Origin of the sequence: Moorena sp. SIO4A5 (assembly GCF_010672005.1) — a bacterium.
Taxonomy (GTDB): Bacteria; Cyanobacteriota; Cyanobacteriia; order Cyanobacteriales; family Coleofasciculaceae; genus Moorena.
Window position 1 is genome coordinate 161237 of sequence record NZ_JAAHHZ010000002.1, and the last position, 22964, is coordinate 184200.

Sequence of the window (22964 nt, forward strand, 5' to 3'; positions counted from 1 at the left end):
TGATTGATTTGAAAAGTAACCTATTTCTATACCTTGAAATATTCTGTCATGATCTCCAAGTTATGGCAAGGGAATTTTGGGAATATTTTTTAATTTTTTAAAAAACAGCATATCCAGGACCCTTAATTGAAGTGAATGATAAGTTGATAATTATTTTTTTGAATAATTTTTGTTCAACGTAATAGTTAAAACTTTTATATAAAAAATTTGTAACTGTCTTGATGCAATAGCGAGTGGGGTGGCCTCCTTTGAACGCACTGGCTCCCCTGTTCCCTTGCTCCATCGCTTTAAGAAAAGTCTTAGCAGTTAAGCAGTAAACCCAACAATCAATGTTCCAATTTTGCTCACTACACTCCACATCCTATAGCCCACTACCAGTCTAAATCAATAAGCTTCGAGCCTAAGTACTAAGTCTGATCAAGTGGTAGAAGACACCCTCAAGCAAGACCGCTCAGGTTTTAGCTATTGGGTTTTAGCTACTCTCAGTAGATCACTAAGTTAGGAAATCATAAGGTAAGCATTCAGGCGTCAGCGGTCAGTCGTCAGTGGTCAGGGGTGCATCTCAAAGTTGTAAATCTATCACTCAGGGAACTGTAGAAGTTTTTTAGCTTTCAATGGTCGTATTTTTGCATGCATTGAGATGCACCCGTGGTCAGTGTTCAGTTGTTGGCCTTTGGCACCCCAAGTAGCTTGCCCATAAGCTGATACGCGACACGCTGATACGCGACACGCTGAATACTTACATGATAAGGTTTTGCTGGTGTTAGCTTAATGGTTTTAGATTAAACGTGTTAAGTACTTTTTTTGGAGACAGTGGTGTGGAACTTCTTACCAAGTCTTTTCTTGAACCCAGCACCAAAAATCAGTGTGGCTAAGGAACCCAAAATGGTGGTGGGTTCAGGAGCTGAAGGCACAGATCCAGCAGAAAGGCTGGAACTAGCTACCCAGGCATCAAAGGATCCGGCATTAGCTCCTCCCAAAGACCCATCAGTAAATCCGGCTAAGTAAACCTGAGCAGCCTGCTGGGCATCAATACCAAATAAGGCAAAGTCATCTTCGGGGGTTCCAAACTGCTCAGTCATCAACAGGTTACCGTCACTGTCGAACTTGGCAATAAAGACATCATTGAGTCCGGCATTGGTTCCTCCTAAATCACCATCAGTGATTCCTGAAATATAAATAAAGCCGTCACTGTCGATGTCAATAGCAAAGGCGCTATCAGAACCAGAAGTCCCAATCTGTTGAGTCCATAGCTGGTTGCCATCGGTGTCATATTTAACCAAAAAGGCATCATAATACCCAGCATTCGGTCCCCCTAAAGAGCCCAAGGTAAATCCTGTGCTGTAGACATTACCAGAGCTATCAAGAGCAAGATCCCAGGCAAAATCATAATTAGAAGTACCAAACTGCTCAATCCACAACTGCTCACCGTTACTATCAAACTTCGTCAACCAGCCATCATACAAGCCAGCATGCTCTTCGCCTAATTTACCAGTAGTGAATCCTGTAGCAAAGACATTACCATTGTTGTCGGCGGCGACACCGTAAAGTTCGTCAAACTCAACAGTACCAAACTGTTTAGCCCACAACTGGTTACCATTGCTATCAAACTTGGCCACATAGGGATCATCAAACAGGGGAATGGGCTGATCTGATCCAGCATTTACTCCCCCTAAGTCACCTGTAGTATATCCCCCAGTGTAGATATTACCGTTATTATCAACATCAATGGCAAAGGCAGTGTCGAATTGGGAAGTTCCATACTGTTGACTCAACAGCGTGTTGCCATTACTGTCTAACTTAATAAAATAGGCATCATCTCCTCCAACCACAGACCCCCCTAAGTTACCCGTGGTGGTGCCTGCAATGTAAACATTGTCATTGCTGTCAAAGCTAATATCAAAGGAGCGGTCCTCACCAGAAGTCCCCAACTGTTTAACCCACTGTTGTTGACCCTGGCTATTGTATTTAGCTACATAGGCATCTTGAGATCCAGCATTGGATTGGCCCAAATCCCCTTGAGTCCATCCTGTAACGTATACATTACCAACGCTATCAGTACCAACGTTAAACGCGATATCAACACTGGCACTTCCCAACTGCTGAGCATTATCGAAAGCTGGTTGTTGGGATGGGGGAGTATTATCGTATTCAAAGTAGTCACCATCTACACTCAGACCAGAAGCTCCTGGCAAAACGGCGATCAGATCAGGTCTAGGATTATTCAGATATATGGCTGTGCCATTTTTTTTCGGTCCGATCGGTTTCAGAGTATAATTACTTGAGTCGCCGTGAAGCCGAATAGTATCTTGGTTGGGATCGAAGTCTCCAATTAAAGCATAGTCCTTCTTCCCTCGGAATCCGGTACCGCCAGCGTAGTAGGGATTATTTTCATCCCCCAACAAAAATCGGTCTCTGGTAGGGGCATTGGCGCTCGATCCGTCACTAGTACTATCAGGACCACCAATTAAGATATCAATTTCTCCTTGACCAGGTATAGGAGCACCAGGATCGACACCCAGTAAAATATCATTGCCAGTACGAGTGAAAATGATATTAGTCCCTGAATCCCCTACAAAAGGATCGGGACCTGGGGTGCCTACTTTCAGGACAGTAATAAATTCCGCTAGTATATTATCTGAGCTTTGACTACTACCTGATGTTCTGCTGTTGACTATGGGCAAAGGCAATAGTCTGTTCAAGAAGGAATTATTATTGGAAATAGTTGGATTATTTGACGATAGGCTGCTCAAAAAATTCCTGATATCAGATTGTTCCTGATCAGCCAAATTTAAGGACTGAGATGTAGCAGGTTTGACCTCAACTCCCAAAATTACCAAAGTAGCTAATAAAATATTAGCGGTAGCAAAAATGGAGGCTTTCACGAAAATTAAAACTCCCTATTCTTCCTTGTACTTGGTAGAAAAATTATGCTCCCAGGCGGCTTTGGTCAAAACAATGACCGTTTCTGAAGTCATATAGGGTGATTGAGGCTACAGTCTGTCATCCCTATTAGAGGTAACGGTAAGGTAGTGGTCAAGGCATTAGTTACAACCAAGACAAATATTTATCCTGAGATAATTAACTCAAGTTACCTAAGCAGCCGCTAGCTTCTCAACTAATTGTTGCATACCCCGAGCCTATCCAACCACAGATTTTGGAGATCTTTATTGAAACAACATAGTGAATGCTCAATCATACTAATTATTACCTGAAACTGTCAATGAATTGGCTCTGGGATTAACTCTAGATAAATTAAAATAAAAAATTGTATTTGGATAAAATCACTCTGTATAAAATATATATTTTTCGTCTATTCAAATACGGATTCAATTTATTAATAAGCTTGAGGAAAAGAGACTTTTTTATTTTTAGGTACTTTTTAACGTTATAGGCACGATATCGGCCTGTGCGGGTAAATTTTAGGTCTTTACCAATTTTTTACCATTACTTGATCTTGATTTTTCGGAATTTCATTCACAGTTTTTGAATGATTTAATAGAAGTTCTGTATAAATCAATTACGAATCAGGAATATGACTCATCTACGAGAGGCAGTTGTACTCATTACCGGTGCAGCGGGTGGTTTTGGACAGGAGTTAACCCAACAGTTATTAAAGGCTGGCAGCCGATTAATTCTATCTGATCTCGAAGAAGTCATTGTCCGTAAAAGGGGAGGTGATTTGGCGTGAAGTGGGTACAGGGGATTTGATGCCGTGGCTAGGAGCTAATTTTTCTTCCCGTGAGGGATGTAAAAGCCTAACACTTAACAGCTAACAGCTAACATCTAACACCTTGCCCTAAGCCTAAAAACTAAATTGACAGAGTCCTAGTGTTTGACGACTCAAAGCTCTACCTAACGCTATAATCGCCATTATCTTAATCAATAATTTATACAAAATTTATCAAATAGATATCTGATATTTGATAAATGGGATGATTATTGTATTTAAGTGATAGTTCAACCTGTAACTCTGGATTTATTTGTCAAACTACATGACTTATTGAAACTAATTTGACGATGCTAACCCTAGTTTAGCTCAACAGAAAAAAACGGTAACAGGCGACACTCCTGTGCTACTAGTTGAGGAAAAATTATTTTATTTCTTGAATGTTTATCTGATTCAAGGTGTCAACCCGTAGAGATTGACTAGGTTAAATTCAGATAATTTTTCTACGATTAATGTGGTCAATGTTATCATTTATACCAAGTATATTGCTGCTATCGGTCTAGATAGATAAACTTTGTCTGGAGAAAAAAGTTTGGTATTTTAGGGTAAGCATTCACCTATCAAATCCTGAGCTAAGGCGCTACAGGCATGCTGTGCAAACAGCTAATCTAATCCAACGTCTGATCAATAAAGAGAGTTCCCCCATAAGCTTGTTTTCGTGAGCGACGCGCTTCGTGATGGGTTGCTTCTGACTCAGTTCTGTTGCAGGAATCATCAATAGCTGATAGCTCGCAAGTACAGTAAGCATGTAGCGCCTTAGCTGATGGCTGAATACTTCAGGGGATGACAACTTGAAAGGGTATAGGGTCAAATTAAGCCGTAATTAAAACCTGTTAATCATAACTGAACCAGATATAGCAATCCTAAATCATTTGTAAAATTAGCAAAATCTGGAATCTTTGCTGGGCAAGGGTTACAGCGTTTGCTTTGGCCAATATATTTCACGAATCATTTAGGACTGCTATAGAGTAGTTTGCTGGAAATTCAGGGGCTAATTTATGCTAAATAAACCTGTCTAATAAGCGCCAATAGTGGTGAGGGTTAAAACACAATCACCCCTGCTCTTCTCCTACTTCCCTCTATTCCCACACGTCCCTCTCTTGGTAGTTTTTTATGTCTCTTTACAAACAGTCAAGAATAAACATTCAGCACATGAAATTTGTAAAAATATTATCCAAGTCATCCCCTAGGGCAATCCATACTATTTACAATAGCTTAAATAGCAGTGATAATTGGTAAACAATATATTTTTTAATACTATTAATTTTTATTTAAAAGCCGTAAAACTAAATAAATAAACTTGGCAATTCAGTTTATAACACTAGTTTGATTATCACAAAAAAATGAAACTATAAATTAAGTTAACTAGTTTACCGTGGTTAAGACTCAGTCTATGTCTAATTCTAAACTTGACATGGCATTGGCCCAGCTCCAAGAGGACTTGGATAGCTTTGAAAAGAATCTGATCCAACGTATCCAAGGGAAAGACACGATGTCGGATAAATTAACAGAATCAAGCAATATTAACCAAAAACTGCCACAAACTCCTATCGCCATTGTTGGGATGGCATCGCTTTTACCGAAAGCCAGAAATTTGCAAGAATACTGGACGAATATTATTGCAAAAATCGACTGCATTACTGATGTTCCTGCGTCCCACTGGAATGTAGACGACTACTACGATCCAGACCCCAGGGCACCGGACAAAACCTACTGTAAAAAAGGGGGATTTATCCCACATATCGATTTTAACCCCATGGAGTTTGGGCTCCCTCCGAATATCCTCGAAGTAACAGATGTTTCCCAGTTGTTAAGTCTAGTAGTGGCAAAGGAGGCGATGGAAGATGCGGGCTATGGCAAATCCCGGGAGTTTAATCGAGAGCGTACTGGGGTGATCCTAGGGTCGGCACTGGGAAAACAACTAGGTACACCACTTTCAGTGAGATTGCAGTATCCGATTTGGGAGAAAGTCCTAAAAAGTAGTGGGTTATCGGATCAGGATACTAAAAAAATTGTAGAAAAAATCAAGCTAGCCTATGTGCAGTGGAACGAAAATGCCTTTCCCGGGATGCTAGCTAATGTTATTGCTGGACGCATTGCCAACCGTCTAGATTTGGGGGGAACAAACTGTGTAGTGGATGCCGCCTGTGCCAGCTCATTAGGTGCTTTAAAAATGGCAATGAGTGAGCTGAGTGAGCATCGCGCTGACATGATGCTGACTGGAGGGGTTGATACGGATAACTCTCTGTTTGCCTATATTTGTTTCAGCAAAACCCCTGCCATCTCGCCAAGCCAGACTATTAAGCCTTTCGATGCTGAGTCGGATGGAATGATGCTGGGTGAAGGCATCGGGATGCTGGTACTCAAACGTCTGGAGGACGCTAAGCGAGATAATGACACAATCTATGCTGTGATCAAAGGCATTGGTACGTCCAGTGATGGTCGATATAAAAGCATTTACGCTCCTCGCCCAGAAGGACAAGCGAAAGCCTTGAAGCGGGCTTACGAAGATGCAGGTTTCTCTCCTACCAGTGTCAGCCTGATTGAAGCACACGGCACGGGGACTAGAGCTGGGGATCCCAGTGAATTCAAGGCTCTAAAGGACGTTTTTAGTGAAAACAACCCCAAAAAACAGTATGTTGCTCTCGGTACTGTTAAATCCCAGATTGGGCATACCAAAGCTGCGGCTGGTGCAGCTAGTCTAATCAAAACTGCCTTGGCTCTACACCACAAAATCTTGCCACCTACTATCAACATCACCAACCCCAACCCAACACTGGATATTGATAATTCACCATTTTATTTGAATACTGAAAGCCGACCCTGGATTCGGGCTCAAGGAGATGGGCCAAGGCGTGCTGGTGTGAGTTCTTTTGGCTTTGGTGGCACGAATTATCATGTTGTTCTAGAAGAATATGAACAGGAAAACAATCATGCCTATCGTTTACACCACACTTCCGAGTCCATTCTCCTGTCTGCGCCAACACCAGAGCAATTGTTAGCTCGTTGTGAAGATACCTTACAAAAATTACAATTTAAGACTGGAGAGGAGCACTACCAGGAACTGATTGATAGCTGTAAAGCTGAAGAAATTCCGGTCACTGAAGCCAGAGTGGGGTTTGTGGCGGATTCTCTAATACAAGCTTGCAGATGCTTACAAAAAACTATTAACTACCTGAAAAAGAAACCACAAGCACAATCGTGGAATCATCCCCAAGGGATCTACTATCGTGACAGTGGTATCAAGCTGGAAGGAAAAGTCGTTGCCCTGTTTTCAGGTCAAGGTTCCCAGTATCTAGAAATGGGGCGGGAACTGGTGATGAATTTCCCTTGTTTGCGCCAGACCTATGGTTATATGGATAGTCTGTTCCTCAAGGATAGTTTGAAGCCCGTTTCAGAAAAGGTTTTTCCTGCGCCTGTGTTTGATACAGCTCAACGGCATATCCAGGCTGAAGCACTGCAACGTACAGATTATGCTCAGCCAGCCATTGGAGCCTTCAGTGTTGGTCTTTATAAGATTCTACAACAGGCAGGATTTAAGCCTGATTTTATTGCTGGACACAGCTTTGGAGAACTCACTGCTCTCTGGGCTGCTGAAGTTTTGAGTGATGAGGATTACTTTTTCCTAGTTAAAGCTAGAGGCCAGGCAATGGCAACCCCAGATGATCCAAATTTTGATCCGGGAGCAATGCTGGCGGTGAACGGAGAAGTTAATCGAGTCAAAGCGGTTATTGATAGTTTTCCTCAAGTTACCATTGCCAATTTCAATTCCAATCACCAAGTGGTCTTAGCCGGTTCAACAGCAGAAATTGCGAAGGTAAAGGAACTGTTGACTGAAAAAGGGTATTCTGCTACTTTGCTGCCAGTTTCCGCTGCCTTCCATACTCCTCTGATTGGGCATGCCCAAAAAGTTTTTGCTCAAGCGAGTGAAGCAGTTAGGTTCAAAAAAGCAAAAATTCCGGTTTATACCAATGTGACTGGGGAGCGTTATCCCACTGAACCCCAAGACATTAAAAACATTTTGGGAGTACATTCAAGCAAGTCAGTACTGTTCAAGCAGGAAATCGAAACTATCTACAATGCAGGGGGGTATTGCTTTGTTGAGTTTGGACCTCGGAGCATCCTGACCCACTTAGTAAAGGATATTCTTGGTGATAAACCCCATGTCGCCGTAGCCTTAAATGCGAGTCGTCAACAGGATAGCGATCGCCAATTGCGTCAAGCGGTTATCCAGTTGCGCGTTGCTGGTTTGCCCTTGAAAAACCTCGACCCCTACCAAATTGAGCCTCCAGCACCCAAGACTGACAAAAAACGGCTCAATGTCCGGTTAAATTGCGCTAATTATGTGTCAGAAAAGACGAAAAAGGCTTTTGAAAAGGCTTTGCAGGATGGACATCAAGTGACATCTCTTGCTCAGGATAATGGGGCAACTCATGGGTCTACAGTGGAAACTTCACTGACACAAATGCTCACCAATGGAGATGGGTCTAGCCAGAGCAATGGTCACACAGCAAAGGCCAATCATCAGCAGAGTTCTTCAACTAAGGTTGTCAAGCCATCGACACCATCCCTGAGTAATGGACATCGGTCTAGCCAGAGCAATAGTTACACAGCAAAGGCCAATCATCAGCAGAGTTCTTCAACTAAGGTTGTCAAGCCATCGACACCATCCCTGAGTAATGGACATCGGTCTAGCCAGAGCAATAGTTACACAGCAAAGGCCAATCATCAGCGGAGTTCTTCAACTAAGGTTGTCACTCCACCGACACCATCCCAGAGTAATGGACATCGCTCTAGCCAGAGCAATAGTTACACAGCTAAGGCCAATCATCAGCGGAGTTCTTCAACTAAGGTTGTCACTCCACCGACACCATCCCTGAGTAATGAACATCGCTCTAGCCAGAGCAATGGTAAGACAGCTAAGGCCAATCATCAGCAGAGTTCTTCAACTAAGGTTGTTACTCCATCGACACCATCCCTGAGTAATGGACATCGCTCTAGCCAGAGCAATGGCAAGGGGGCTATGGCCCAGAACCCAAGAAACAGGATTGCACTCTCGCCATTCATCCAGCCCACATCTCGGTTACGTCCCATGGAGACTTCTCAGAGCAAACCCACATCAATTCCCACTCAACCTACTCAAAAGCCAAATGGGCATCTTGTGACCTCCTCTGGGAGTAGCACCAATGACAGGTCTGATGCCAAACCAGCACTAGCTCTTACTCAACCCGCTCTTGAATCGAACATGCCCTCAACACCAACCCTATCTGTAAATTCTCAACGTCTTTTAGAGAGCTTAGAGTACAGCTTGAAGTTATTTAGTCAGCATCAAGGTGAAACGTTACAGGTTCACGGACAATATCTGAACAATCAGCTGGAATATGCCAAAACCTTTTTTCAACTGATGCAGCAGCAGCATTCCTTGTTTGGCAACAGCAACGGAACTGATCAACAAGCGCAAACCAAGCAAGTTGTCCTACAGAGCTTAGAGCGCAGTATGATGCAGTTTCACCAGCAGCAAGCTCAAACTCTCAACGTCCATGAACAATATTTAAACCATCAGGTAGACTATACTAAAAACTTTTTCCAACTGGTAAAACAGCAGTATCAACAGCTTCTCACAGGTGAGGTTGTTGATCAACCAGTGCTAGAAACTGCTGTAGGGAATCAATTGGTGGGGAATCAGGAGTTAACCAAACAACCTACTCCTACAACGGTGACAACATCAGTTACTAGCGCTCAGGATAGTCTCAATAATTTGCCAGGCACTACCAAACTCACTACAGCGACTAAGCCAAAACATAAGTTAGTAGACCAGCAGGATAGCCAAACCTCTGACAATGGGGAGGTTGTAAAGCAAGAAGAAACAGTTAAACAGAATCTTTCTGATAGCTCAAGTAGCTCGAGAGCATTTATAACTGTTCCTAGGACTACCCTGGTTAAGGAGCCAGAAACACAGCCAGCTTTAAGCAATGTCTCAACATCCGTTGAGGAAAGTTTAGTAACTGAAGTCAAGGTTGAGCCAACAGCAAAAGTAGTATCTTCAGCATCAGCAGCTACGGCTATTAATGCCATTCGTCAAACTCTGCTCGATGTGGTTAGCGAGAAAACCGGCTATCCAGCGGAAATGTTAGAGCTGGATATGGACATGGAAGCGGATTTAGGCATTGACTCGATTAAACGGGTGGAAATTCTAGGTGCTTTGCAAGAGATGTATCCTGATTTGCCTCAAGCTAATCCAGAGCAACTTGGAGAACTGCGTACCCTTGGTCAAATCGTGGAGTACCTACAGTCCTATGGTTCCAAGGTTCTCCCTGTCGAACCTAAAGCAACAACTGATACTGACTTAGCTCAGATGCAAACAATCGAATCTGAGCCAGTGGAAAGCAATGAGGTTAAACCAGTTGGTGACAATATAGCGCTAGAAAATCCCACACCACTACCAGCTATAGATGTTAACGCCATCAGTCAAAATTTGCTCGATGTGGTTAGCGAGAAAACCGGTTATCCAGCAGAAATGTTAGAGCTGGATATGGACATGGAAGCGGATTTAGGCATTGACTCCATCAAACGGGTCGAAATTCTAGGTGCTTTGCAAGAGATGTATCCTGATTTGCCTCAAGCCAATCCAGAGCAACTTGGAGAACTGCGTACCCTTGGTCAAATCGTGGAATACCTACAGTCCTATGGTTCTAAGTTTCTCCCTGTCCAACCTGAAGCAACAACTGATACTGACTTAGCTCAGATGCAAATAATCGAATCTGAGCCAGTGGAAAGTAATGAGGTTAAACCAGTTGGTGACAATATAGCGCTAGAAAATCCCACACCACTACCAGCTATAGATGTTAACGCCATCGGTCAAACTCTGCTCGATGTGGTTAGCGAAAAAACCGGCTATCCAGCGGAAATGTTAGAGCTGGATATGGACATGGAAGCGGATTTAGGCATTGACTCCATCAAACGGGTCGAAATTCTAGGTGCTTTGCAAGAGATGTATCCTGATTTGCCTCAAGCGAATCCAGAGCAACTCGGAGAACTTCGCACTCTTGGTCAAATTGTTGAGTATCTTCAACAGCAGACAGCGACGACTGAAAAAAAAAAGTTCCAGCAGCAGCCTTCTAGTGAGCAACTTGAGCTAGATCATAATATTCCACGCTGTTTGGTAAAACTTAAAACTCTACCTGAGCCAGATAGTTTGGATTTCGCGTTACCTGACAAGCATATTGTTTTGTTAACCGATGATGGTTCACTAACTACATCCAAACTGGCTCAATCCCTAACAGACCGTGACTGGAAAGTGGTGGTCTTAAGTTTTCCCCAATCCCTGATTGCAGAACAACTACCTTTACCGAAAGGAGTTAGTCGTATTGTGTTGAACGATTTGAGTGAGGAGCATTTGAAACAACAATTGGCAGCAATTACTGCTAACTATGGTTCGGTTGCTGCATTCATTCATCTCAATCCTGCCCTTGAGACCGGGCCCAATCATGGGATTACCTTTCTTGACCTAGAAAAAGCTCTTCTTAAGCAGGTCTTTTTGATTGCCAAACATCTCAAACCATCACTGAATCAAGCAGCGCGTCAAGGACGCAGTTGTTTCATGACTGTTACTCGTCTTGATGGAGCGTTTGGATTAGCAAAAAACGTGAACTTTGGTGCAATTGGTGCGGGTCTATTTGGATTGACTAAAACCCTAAACATTGAATGGAAATCGGTATTTTGTCGGGGCATTGATCTGAGTCCTGAGCTGAATGCTGAGGGCTCGGCTCAGTACATCATGGCTGAACTTCACGATCCTAACCATTATATTACTGAAGTTGGATATAGTTCACTCGGACGAGTAACCCTGAGCACTGAGCCATCCATCTAAATATAGTGCTTGAGTGCTGAGTGTAACTAGTGGCAAAAAGCAGGGTGTAGTTTACTATATAGTGCTTGAGTAATGAGTGCTGAGTGCTGAGTGTAACGAGTAGCAAAAATTAGGGTCTACTTTAACAAACTGGAACAATCAAGCAAAACCTTGAATATGTTAACAATGTCGCAAATTTCCCCAGAAGAAACCCTAAACAGAAAGCTACTTCCTGTCGAGGAAGGGACGGAAATCTTAAATCGCCTTGCTACATCGAGTTATGTAGTAACGATGAGTCGCGTCAAAGGACCTCTGAGTGAAGAAATTCTTAGACAAGCTCTTGACCTGATTCAAGACCGTTACCCTTGTCTTAACTGTCGTATTGTTGGCTCGTTAGATAATCTCTGGTTTAAAACTGGAGGGGTGTCCAAGATTCCTTTGCGTGTGGTTGAAAATCTCTACAACGAACACTGGCAAGAGGTTGTTCTCGAAGAGCTGAATCAGGGAATTGAGAGTGATAAAGGTTTGATGCGGGCAGTACTAGTTCGTGCTGAGAGTGAAAATAGTGCGAGCTATCTGATTACATCAACCCACCACGCCATATCAGACGCCTTATCTTGTGTCCAATTGCACTCAGCAATTTTGACCTACTGCCAGAAAATTCACTGTGCGGAACCAATAAATTCAGTACTTCCCTTGCCGATACTCCCACCCATAGATAGGTTAATTCCTATATCAACGAGGGGATTCCAAGGGATTTGGCATAGATCATTTATATTATTACGAATAATTTTTAATCAGGTTTGGCATCGACCAAAAACTCTCAGCTTTGAAAAGTCCGTACCCATTAATTTACGCCGTTGTGGTATGGTGCAAAAATCCTTAGACAAAGGCTTAACCCAACAGTTAATCAATCATTGCAAAAAGGAAAAGACAACAGTACACGGTGCCCTGTGTGGGGCGATGCTGTTGAGTGCTGCGAAAAGCATCACAGCAAATAATAAAAAAAGGTTGTCTGTCAGTTGCCTATCCTATGTTGATTTGCGCAGACGCTTGGAACCAGTGGTCAGTGATGAGGTCATGGGGATGGTAGTTTCAGGTGTTACCTCATATCACACCTTACAAAGCAATTTATCATTTTGGGATTTAGCTCGGAATGTTAAAAAACAGATCGAATATCGTTTGAAGGGAGTGAATATATTTAGAGTTATTTTGATAATTACAGCCTTGACTAAGAAGTTATTTAGTAACGCTAATCGAGGCTCATAAACCGTATCTATAAGCAATATTGGTAAAGTTCATATACCTAATAAATATGGTTCATTTACACTAGAAGAAATAAGCTTTGCAGCAGCGAACAGAGCCCGTGGGGGAAGTGTATTGCTTGATGTTACAACCTTTAACGAAAAAATGATTTTAAATTTTATTTTTTCTGAGCCATCAATCAGTAAGGAGACGATAGAAATATTTACTAACAATTTCCTTTTGTGTCTTATTGAGGCTTGCTCAGCCAATGTAGCTTGACCCCTGACGGAGTGCCACAAAGGCTAGTTGGACACCCCTGACAATGAGAGTTAAATAATCATAACTATTTATCAATTAATTAATTCTAAAATTCTTGGCAGACTTTATGATCCAAACAATTCAAATCAGTCAATCATCAGTGTTTCTTGTCAGTGGGGGAGCAAAAGGCATTACCGCTGAGTGCGTGATTCGGATAGCACAGCACCAACCATGCAAATTTATCCTACTGGGTCGTTCATCAATCATGACAGATGAACCAGATTGGGCAAAGGATTGTTTTGATGAATCTGAATTGAAAAAACGGATTATGAACAATATCCTTGGCCAAGGACAGAAGCCTACCCCCATGGAAGTACAACGGGTATTTAAGACAATTGTTTCGAGTCGAGAAATTCACAAAACTCTCTTGGCAATTGAAGAAGCAGGCGGTCAGGCAGACTATATTGATGTTGATGTAACCGATGCTTTAGCCTTACAGCAAAAGCTCGCGACTGTGGTTGAGCGCATGGGTCCAATTACCGGTATTATCCACGGAGCAGGGGTTTTAGCGGATAAATTAATTGAAAAGAAATCGGAACAAGATTTTGAAAGGGTTTATGCTACCAAAGTAAAGGGTTTCCAAAATCTGCTGAGTTGTGTCAGCCCAGGTCAACTGGATTATTTAGTTCTATTTTCCTCTGTAGCTGGTTTTTACGGAAATATCGGTCAGTCGGATTATGCGATCGCAAATGAAATTCTCAACAAATCAGCTCATCTGGTCAAGCAACATCATCCCTCCTGCCATGTAGTTGCCATCAATTGGGGACCTTGGGACAGTGGTATGGTGACTTCCGGACTCAAGAAGGCGTTTGCTAAGCGCAACATTGAAATTATTCCGATCCCAGTGGGGACAAACATGCTAGTTAAAGAACTGGATAGTGCCAATCAGGACACGGCGCAAGTGGTGATTGGCACTCCACTGGAACCGGTGTTAGGGGAGTTAAACCCTGAGTTACGAAGCTATCGTATTCGCCGCAAGTTGACAGTGGACGCTAATCCCTTTTTACAAGATCACGTCATTGGCGGTTATCCAGTATTGCCAGCTACTTGTGCCGTAGGATGGATTATTAATGCCTGTGAACAACTCTATCCCGGTTACAAATTCTTCAGTTACACAAATTTCAAGTTCTTTAAAGGGATTATTTTCAATCATACTCTGGCAAGGGAATATATTCTGGATTTGAAAGAAATTGCTAAGACCAATGACGGTTCAATAGAATTTGAAGCAAAAATTCGGACGAAAAAACAAGAAAGTAAAATTCCTTATCATGAGCATTATCGGGTTCATATTAAGCTAGTCAGAGAAATTCCTAGTGCTCCCACTTATGAGAATGCTAACGTTGAGGAAGATTCTAAAATTACTGAAAAGATTCCATCATCATTATATCAAAGTGAAGAATCTTCCTTATTTCATGGCCCTTCCTTTTGGGGGGTGAAACGGGTCTTGAATCTAACTCCTACAAAAATTACGGCAGCCTGTGCTTGGTCATCTATTAGTGACCGACAACAAGGGCAGTTTCCCATTCAAAATTTCAATCCCTACATCGCTGATCTTAAGACACACGCGACTGGAATTTTGATTTATTATTTTCATCAAGAGGAATTGTTACCTGCCCAATCGGAAAAATTTGAACAATTTGCCATGATTCCAGCGGGAGAAACATTTTATGTATCTACGGAACTCAAATCTAAAGTCAATAAAAATGTCATTGTTGATATTATAACTCATAATCGTGAAGGACAAATCTACTCCCGTTGGCTTGGCTGGAAAGGAACTATTTATCCTATAGGATCAAAGGGCATCTAATTTTCTAATAGAAATTAATTGAATACCGTAACTATCATTTTTTTAAACTGATTATTTTCTTTCTTACAAATTATCTATGGATAAAATAGCAATAATTGGATTATCTTGCCTTTTCCCTGATGCCAAAACTCCAGAAGAATTCTGGCAGAATCTGATTACCCAAAAAGATTCCACTTCCTTATTAACTGAAGAGGATATGGGAATTGATCCGGAAAAATTTTTTAATCCATTAAAAAATAAACCGGATAAAACCTACTCCTTAATGGGAGGATATATCCGAGATTTTACGTTCGATGTCACTGGATACAACTTGCCGTCAGAACTTCTGGAAGGGTTAGATCCTCTCTTCCAAAGGTGCCTGTATGTTGCCAAACAAGCACTACAAGACAGTAATTATTTGAGCAATGACAGTGTGCTCTCAAAGTGTGGTGTAATTTTGGGTAATCTCTCAAGCCTTACTCCACTCTCGAATGAACTCTTTGGATCGATTTATCAGCACACTATCGAAGCTGCACTTAGGGAGCTTTTGCAGAATCAAAACTTTCAGTTGGCAAAATTACCGAAATCTGCCAAATTATCTCTGTATAATGGGATGAACTCTGGGGTGCTCTCAGCGTTAGTCGCCCAAGCTTTTTCTCTATCCGATATTAACTATACCCTAGACTCGGCCTGTTCCTCATCACTGTATGCTGTGAAATTGGCAAGTCATTACCTACTATCCCACAAAGCTGATTTGATGTTAGCGGGAGCCATTAGTCATGCCGATCCAATTTATGTTCGCATGCTATTTTCTGGTGTTCAGGGTTACCCTGAACATGATATCAGCCGACCCTTAGATCAATCTTCCAAAGGTCTAACCCCAGCCGATGGGATTGGTATGGTGGTGCTCAAGCGCTACAGTGACGCGATTCGAGATGGTGATCAAATTTATGCCACAATCTGTGGTAACGGATTATCCAATGATGGTCGGGGAAAGCACCTGCTGAGTCCGAACCCCCGAGGCCAAATTTTAGCTTATAAACGAGCTTATGCTGAGGCAAACATTAGTCCAAAGAGCATCGATTACTTAGAATGCCATGCTACTGGTACTTTCCTTGGTGATACCACTGAATTAGGCTCTGTAGATACCTTCTTTGGTCAGCATCAAGCATCTATGCTGGTGGGTTCTGTCAAATCTAATTTGGGTCACCTGCTAACTGCTGCTGGTATGGCTAGCATGATTAAAGTCATTTTGAGTATGTCTAAGGGTGTAATACCCCCGACCATTAATATAACGACTCCCCTCAGCTCTCCTAATAATGTGATTGCAGCGGAGCAAGTGGTTCGAGCTGCAACTCCCTGGCCGAACAATAAACCGCTTAAACGCGCAGCCATCAATGCCTTCGGTTTTGGCGGAAATAATGCTCATTTGATTCTTGAGCAATCCACTCAGGTCGAAGAAATTCCTGATTTTGAACCGGAAGCCTCTACACCGGTGCCGGCTACTAAGATGGCGATTGTGGGCATGGACAGCTTTTTTGGCTCTTGTGATGGCTTGGATGGGTTTGAGCGTAGTATTTATGATGGAACCCAGCATTTTATGCCCCTTCCTAAGCAACGCTGGAAGGGAATCGACGACCAAAAGCAATTGCTCAAGCACTATGGCTTGACAGATGGTAAAGCACCCTTAGGCGCTTACATCCAAGATTTTGACATTGATACATTACGGTTTAAGATACCGCCCAATGAAGCAGAGACACTCAACCCTCAACAACTGCTAATGCTTAAGGTAACCGAGCGTGCTATCAAAGATGCAGGACTAAGTGAGGGGGGAAATGTGGCAGTGATTATCGCTGCAGAAACCGAACTTTCTGGTCATCAGCTTCAGCAGCGATGGCATCTGTCTTGGCAACTCAAAGAAGGTTTTGTTGATACGAATCAATCCTCAACCTCCGAAGCTATCGATACCTTAGAAAGCATTGTTAAAGATAGCATCCACCACCAGGCAAAAACCAGTGACTATCTCGGTTACCTCGGTGTGATCACAGCCAGTCGTATTTCTGCTCTGTGGGATTTCAACGGGCTTTCCTTCACCCTCGGTGCTGGGGAAAATTCCACCTTCAAAGCTCTAGAAACGGCACAACTATTACTCGCTGCTGGGGAGGTAGATGCGGTGGTTGTGGGTGCTGTTGACCTAGCTGGCAGTGTGGAAAATGTTTTGTTGCGAAACCAATTGGCAAAGGTCAACACAGGAGTCAATACCCTCAGTTACGACCAAAACACTAATGGCTGGATGGTTGGTGAAGGGGCTGGCGCTGTGGTTTTAAAGCGTCTTGATACAGTCAAGCAGGAGCAAGACCGTATTTATGCAGTGATTGATGCTATGAGTTTGGTACAAGCCCGTGACGCATCAGACCAGGTCAATCCCTTCCCGCAACCGCCTCTGGCTGAAGCTGTCATACAAGCGTGTCAACAGGCTCATACTCAAGCAGACATCACACCTGGGGATATTGGCTATTTAGAGGTGTTTGGTAGTGGAGTAGCTCAGGAGGATGAGGCAGAGATTTGCGGATTAACCCAAGCCTATCAAACTGTTAAGGCTGATTTAAGTTGTGCCATAGGTAGTGTCAAGGCAAATATTGGTCATACCTATGCTGCTTCAGGAATTGCTAGCTTAATCAAAACGGCACTCTGTCTCTATCACCGATATATTCCAGCAACACCTCAATGGACTGGTCCTAAAATGCCTGAGGTTTGGCAAGGTAGTCCATTTTATGTGGCAAGTGCATCAAGAGCTTGGTTTTTAGAACCAGAGAGCACCAAACGAGTAGCAGCAATTAACGGTATGGGAATGGATGGGACTTATGCCCATATAATTTTGTCAGAGGAACAGAGTCAGTGCGATCGCAACAGCAACTATTTGGAGCAAACACCGTTTTATCTGTTTCCCATTGCTGCTGATGGTCAATCGGAGTTACTCGAGCAGCTCCATAATTTAGAACAAACTATCGAAAATAGTGTTTCTCTATCTACTGCTGCTCGCCAAACCTTTGCCACATTTAAAAAACGTTCTCAGGCCGCTTATACCCTGGCAATTCTTGGACACAACAACGATGAATTAAAACGAGAGATCCAGCGTGCAATTAAAGGGATTCCCAAAGCTTTTGATACAGGTAAAGACTGGCAAACCCCTATGGGAAGCTATTTTACAGCTAAACCACTGGCTAAACGGGGTACCGTTGCATTTGTTTATCCTGGTGCTTTTAATTCCTATATCGGACTAGGTCAGAATATTTTTCGACTGTTTCCCAAAGTCTACGAGGAGGTAGATAAACATATCGCCAGTATGGCTTCGATGCTCAGGGAAAGACTTTTTTATCCAAGGAGCTTAAATTCCCTATCCAGAAAGCAAGTCGAAGTCCTTGAAAAGCAACTGTTAGATGATTCCCATAGCATGCTCATCTCTGGAATGGGCTTTGTTAGACTCTTGACCATAATCATGAGGGATTATTTCCAAGTTCAGGCTCAATCTACCTTTGGGTACAGCCTAGGGGAACTTAGTATGATGATTGGTCAGTCGGTCTGGAGTAACTATGATCAAGCTATCGATGGCTTAAGCTCCTCTGAGATATTTCGCAGAAGACTGTCTGGTCCTAAAAACGCAGTTCGTGAGTATTGGGGATTACCCCAAGGCAACGATGATCAGCACGAACAAATTTGGAGTACCTATGTTCTGATGACTCCGGTATCCCAAGTTGTGGAATATCTCAAACATGAGAATCGCGTCTATCTTACTCATATCAATACGCCAAAAGAAGTGGTAATTGCTGGTGATCCTCAAGCTTGTCGGAGGATGATTGACACTCTCAAATGCGATGCCTTCCGTGCTCCTGCCGATGATGTACTTCATTGTGACGCCATGGCTTCTGAATACCATGAACTTGCTAGACTCACAAGTTTACCTATCTCCAGTCAACCAGATACTATTTTTTATTCCGCAGCCGACTACAAACCCATTACCCTTGAGAGTCATGCTATTGGTCACGCGATCGCCAAGGGTCTTTGTCAGCCCCTCGATTTTCGTCGGCTAATTAACCAAGTCTACGAGAATGGAGCCAAGATCTTTGTGGAGGTAGGCGCTGGCAGTACTTGTTCTAGATGGATTGGTGAAAACCTCAAGGATCAGGAACATGTCACAGTTTCCCTCAATAAAAGAGGTTCAAACGACCATACCTCTATTGTCAAAGCCTTGGCAAAACTAGTTAGTCATCACGTCTCTCTGGATTTGTCGCCACTGTATACTCAGGAACCAGAAAATTCCGGGAAACAGCGCTCAATGGTTAAAACTATAACCTTGGGTGGGAGCCCGATTAAGTCCACCATTTTGACCAATACTAACCAGGAAATAGCCGAAGCTCTATCATCAAAAGTCCTGATTCATCAGACTTCGGAACATCCACAAACTTTGCTCAATTTTAAACCATCTAAACCTGTAACTTCACCAACTCTTAAAAAGACTCTCATCAACCCTGAAAATAGTGCTAATATTTCTTTAAATTACAGCGTTATAACCTCCGAAGAAATTAACTCTGGTCAGCCGCCTCTTAAAATACCGCTGGAGAATAATCACAGTCTAGAGTTAGCCCAAAACAGTAACAATTTGATGCTGGGAGTAAACTTCAGCGAATTATACAAAAATCAGTATAAAAAACTGAGTTATAATACATCTCACATCACCAAAAACCATGCTGCTTTTTTAAGGAATCAACAAGAATCATTGAAGCAAATTGGCGACATTATTCAGCACCAAGTAACGTTTTCAAAGCAGTTGCTTGATTCTGAATCATAATACGGACAGTTCCGACTCCTGTCCAAGGGGCGTCCCTGAGTTAAATACCATGGACCAGTGGGCTCTTTTAACTACAGGACTTACGCAAGCACGCTATATATAGCGTGTAAAGCCGATAAAAAAGAAAATCAATCCCTAAACGGTAAAAACAGATAAAGTAAATGATAAGATCAAGGGAGAAACCAACTAAAAAAATAATGGTAATAAAGATTGGACAAGCTAGATTACTGTCAATATTTGTTGAGTAGCCAAAACAATTACACCATAACTAATTTGGCAGAGCATCTTCCCAAACTAAGTCATGCTCAAATTAACCGATATTTAAAAACCGAAAAAATTACTCCCAAAACCTTGTGGTTAAATGTCAAAGAATCTATTGAATTAGATGACGACGGCTATCTAGTATTTGACGATACAGTGTTGGATAAAAACCCTTCAAATAAAATAGAATTGGTGCGAAAACAATACAGTGGTAATACTCATAGTGTGGTTCGAGGAATAGGAGTAGTAACTTGTATATATGTTAATATTAAAACTGGGAAATTTTGGGTAATAGATTACCGTATATATGCTCCAGAAGAGGATGGAAAAACTAAACTAGACCATGTAGAAGATATACTCAGAAATGTTGTGTTTCATAAGAAACTCCCCTTTAAAAGGGTATTAATGGATAGTTGGTATGCCACTCAAAGACTAATGGCGTTAATTGATAACTGGAAAAAAATCTACTACTGTCCTTTAAAAAAGAATCGATTGGTGGATGAAACAGGAGGTAAAGAAAAATACAAAAGAATTGACTCATTGGAGTGGAGTGATTTAGATGTTAAACAAGGAAAATTGCTCAAAATAAAAAAGTTTCCTTCCCAGAAAAAGGTGAAGTTATTTCGGGTTACTATTTCTACCAATAGAACGGAATACATTGCCACAAATGAATTAACTGCCTCAGATATTGAACAGGTAAAATAAACTTGTTCTTATCGTTGGAAAATAGAGGAGTTTCACCGGGAACTTAAACAATTGACTGGCATACAATCTTGTCAGTGTCGTAAATCTCGAATCCAAAGAAACCATATTGCTTGTGCCATTTTGGTGTGGAATTTTATGAAAAAACTAGCTTACTTGAATCAATGTACAGTTTATAAAATTAAGCACCAAAGTTTATCTTCATATTTAACTAAAGAACTTCAAAAACCTTCTTTAGTTATGAATTTAGCCTGATCATACTATACTCCATATCTGGTGTCTTTACGTAAGTCCTGAACTAGCCTGATTTGATATCAAGTCTGGTAGCGTTAAAACCCAATTAAAATAAGCTATCGGACTTGATATTACCAAAGTTTTGACAGGTAACTGTAATGGACTTCTAATAATTAATTGAAAAAAGCTGTATTATAATGACTAAAACTAGCTCTAAAGCATTCATTTGTTTAGATAAACCTCTAAGCAAAAATAATAATCAAAAGGATCATAAAATCGGATTTTTTAATTGTTTTTATGGTCAAAATCAAGGTTGGAAAGGGTCTTTGGATGAGATAGCATTTGATGATCGAGGAATTAAGGCTAAACTGCTAGATTTAGAGAAGTCCTGTTATATCGTTAGATCCCAAGGACAGATTGGCATAACCCAAGAAGGCTACTGGTATCCTTCGGAAAATGGCAAGAGCTCTCAAGTAGAACTGCTGATGGCAGTTCCACCAATACAAATTCAACAGTTAGGCGATCCCAGTTTTTTATCCTTTCATGGGGTGAAATCTGCCTATGTTACTGGAGCGATGGCTGGTGGAATTGCATCTGAGGAGATGGTCATTGCTCTCGGCAAAGAGAAAATTTTGAGTTCATTTGGTGCTGGCGGATTAAGTCCTTCCCGCCTGGAAGCAGCTATTAAGCGTATTCAACAGGCCTTACCCCAAGGTCCCTACGCCTTTAATTTAATTCATAGTCCCAGTGAACCTGCGATTGAACGCCATGCTGTTGATCTATTCCTCAATTATGGTGTTAAAACTGTAGAAGCCTCTGCATTTCTAGATTTAACTCCCAACATTGTTTATTATCGAGCTGCTGGATTGGGACTCAATACAGCTAATCAAATCGAAATCAAAAATAAAGTTATTGCTAAAATCTCCAGAAGAGAAGTTGCTGCCAAATTTCTCCAACCTGCTCCAAGACAAATTCTTAAAAAACTCGTTGAACAGGGATTAATCAGTGAGTTACAGGCAACTTTGGCAGAAAAAGTTCCCATGGCAGACGATATCACCGTAGAAGCTGATTCAGGTGGTCATACAGATAATCGATCTTTGGTTTGTCTGTTACCTTCTATCTTGGACTTGAGGGATGAAATTCAGGAAAAATATGGTTATGAAAACCCCATTAGAGTTGGAGCTGCTGGTGGGATTGGTACGCCACAATCAGCCTTAGCTGCTTTTATGATGGGTGCGGCTTATGTTGTGACTGGCTCTATTAATCAGTCTTGCCTTGAAGCTGGAACCTCTCAACATACTAAGGAAGTGTTGGCTAAAGCTGATATGACTGATGTCACCATGGCTCCAGCAGCAGATATGTTTGAAATGGGGGTAAAACTTCAAGTCCTCAAAAAAGGTACCCTCTTCCCCCTACGGGCGCAGAAACTCTTTGAGTTATATAGAAGCTATGACTCGATTGAAGCGATTCCTATCCAGGAAAGAGAAAAACTGGAAAAACAAATTTTCAAGAGAAAAATCGAAGCTATCTGGGAGGATACAATAGCTTATATATCCCAACGAAATCCTGATAAAATAAAACAAGCTGCCAATAATCCTAAGGTAAAAATGGCTCTGATTTTTCGCTGGTACCTAGGATTGTCATCGCGTTGGTCGAAGTCAGGGGAGAAAGGCAGAGAAATCGATTATCAGATTTGGTGCGGACCTGCAATGGGCAGCTTTAATAACTGGGTGCAAGGGTCTTACCTCGCTGCTCCAAATAATCGCAGTGTGGTTGATGTGGCTCACCACATCATGAATGGGGCTGCATTTTTACACCGAATACAAAGTTTGAAAATTCAAGGACTCCAAATGCCAGATTACTACAGTCAGTATCGCCCAGTTCCTCTTTCCTAAATTGGTAATTTTTAATTATTGATATTGTCAAGCTTAGTAATTGGTAATTAGTAATTGGTAATTGTAATTACTATTGATCCATTACCCATTACCAA

7 protein-coding genes and 1 pseudogene are annotated in these 22964 nt (G+C 41.9%); 7 read left to right on the plus strand and 1 reads right to left on the minus strand.

Going from position 1 to position 22964, the window contains the following annotated elements:
• Nucleotides 1–791 precede the first annotated feature (791 nt).
• The gene (locus F6K57_RS02175; RefSeq protein ID WP_293064406.1) at nucleotides 792–2885 is read right to left on the minus strand and encodes a PEP-CTERM sorting domain-containing protein; all 2094 of its coding nucleotides are present in this window, start codon (nucleotides 2883–2885) and stop codon (nucleotides 792–794) included.
• Between the two features lie 650 nt (nucleotides 2886–3535).
• Between F6K57_RS02175 and F6K57_RS02180 the strand changes: the two genes are divergently transcribed.
• From F6K57_RS02180 to F6K57_RS02210, 7 genes and pseudogenes are all read left to right on the plus strand, one after another.
• Entirely contained in the window at nucleotides 3536–3691 is a 156-nt protein-coding gene (locus F6K57_RS02180) for a hypothetical protein (RefSeq protein WP_293064409.1), read from the plus strand.
• 1432 nt (nucleotides 3692–5123) lie between these two features.
• Complete coding sequence (locus F6K57_RS02185; RefSeq protein ID WP_293064412.1) at nucleotides 5124–11600, plus strand: type I polyketide synthase; 6477 nt, start codon at nucleotides 5124–5126, stop codon at nucleotides 11598–11600.
• A gap of 165 nt (nucleotides 11601–11765) precedes the next feature.
• A complete protein-coding gene (locus F6K57_RS02190; protein ID WP_293064414.1) occupies nucleotides 11766–12848 on the plus strand; it encodes a condensation domain-containing protein in 1083 nt (360 codons plus the stop codon).
• A 361-nt stretch (nucleotides 12849–13209) separates the two neighbouring features.
• A complete protein-coding gene (locus F6K57_RS02195; RefSeq protein ID WP_293064416.1) occupies nucleotides 13210–14949 on the plus strand; it encodes an SDR family NAD(P)-dependent oxidoreductase in 1740 nt (579 codons plus the stop codon).
• A 76-nt stretch (nucleotides 14950–15025) separates the two neighbouring features.
• A complete protein-coding gene (locus F6K57_RS02200) occupies nucleotides 15026–19777 on the plus strand; it encodes a PfaB family protein (protein ID WP_293064419.1) in 4752 nt (1583 codons plus the stop codon).
• 210 nt (nucleotides 19778–19987) lie between these two features.
• A pseudogene (locus tag F6K57_RS02205) lies at nucleotides 19988–20995 on the plus strand (transposase).
• A 176-nt stretch (nucleotides 20996–21171) separates the two neighbouring features.
• Nucleotides 21172–22869 (plus strand): PfaD family polyunsaturated fatty acid/polyketide biosynthesis protein, encoded by a 1698-nt coding sequence (locus F6K57_RS02210; RefSeq protein ID WP_293064422.1) that lies wholly within the window; start codon nucleotides 21172–21174, stop codon nucleotides 22867–22869.
• The last annotated feature ends 95 nt before the right edge of the window (nucleotides 22870–22964 follow it).